This is a genomic window from Vibrio sp. 10N.261.51.C6 (assembly GCF_041471785.1).
In the GTDB taxonomy this organism is placed as follows: Bacteria; Pseudomonadota; Gammaproteobacteria; order Enterobacterales; family Vibrionaceae; genus Vibrio; species Vibrio crassostreae_C.
In genome coordinates this window covers 1-205 of the sequence record NZ_JBFRPB010000129.1, presented here as the reverse complement: position 1 = coordinate 205, position 205 = coordinate 1, and the positions used below count along the sequence as shown (strand labels likewise).

Annotated in this window: 1 protein-coding gene; it reads right to left on the bottom strand. The window is 46.3% G+C overall.

Annotated features, from left to right (window positions below):
* Positions 1-205 (bottom strand): VCBS domain-containing protein (locus AB4375_RS21465; RefSeq protein WP_372052492.1); only part of this gene is annotated, 205 nt, incomplete at both ends.

The following is a 205-nucleotide window of genomic DNA, read 5'->3' as shown; positions in this document are numbered from 1 at the left end:
GCATCAATAGTTAGGTCGCCATTAGCTCCAACAATGGAGTCTGGCGTAAATGTGTTATCAGGATTATCAACATCGGTACTGGTTAACGTGCCTGATGTCGTTACCGCTTTATCAGTCTCATCCACACTGACTGTTGCGGTACTGACTGTCGCTGCATCGTTAGTGCCATTAATCGTGACTTTGATCGTTGACGCTGTGCCATCAA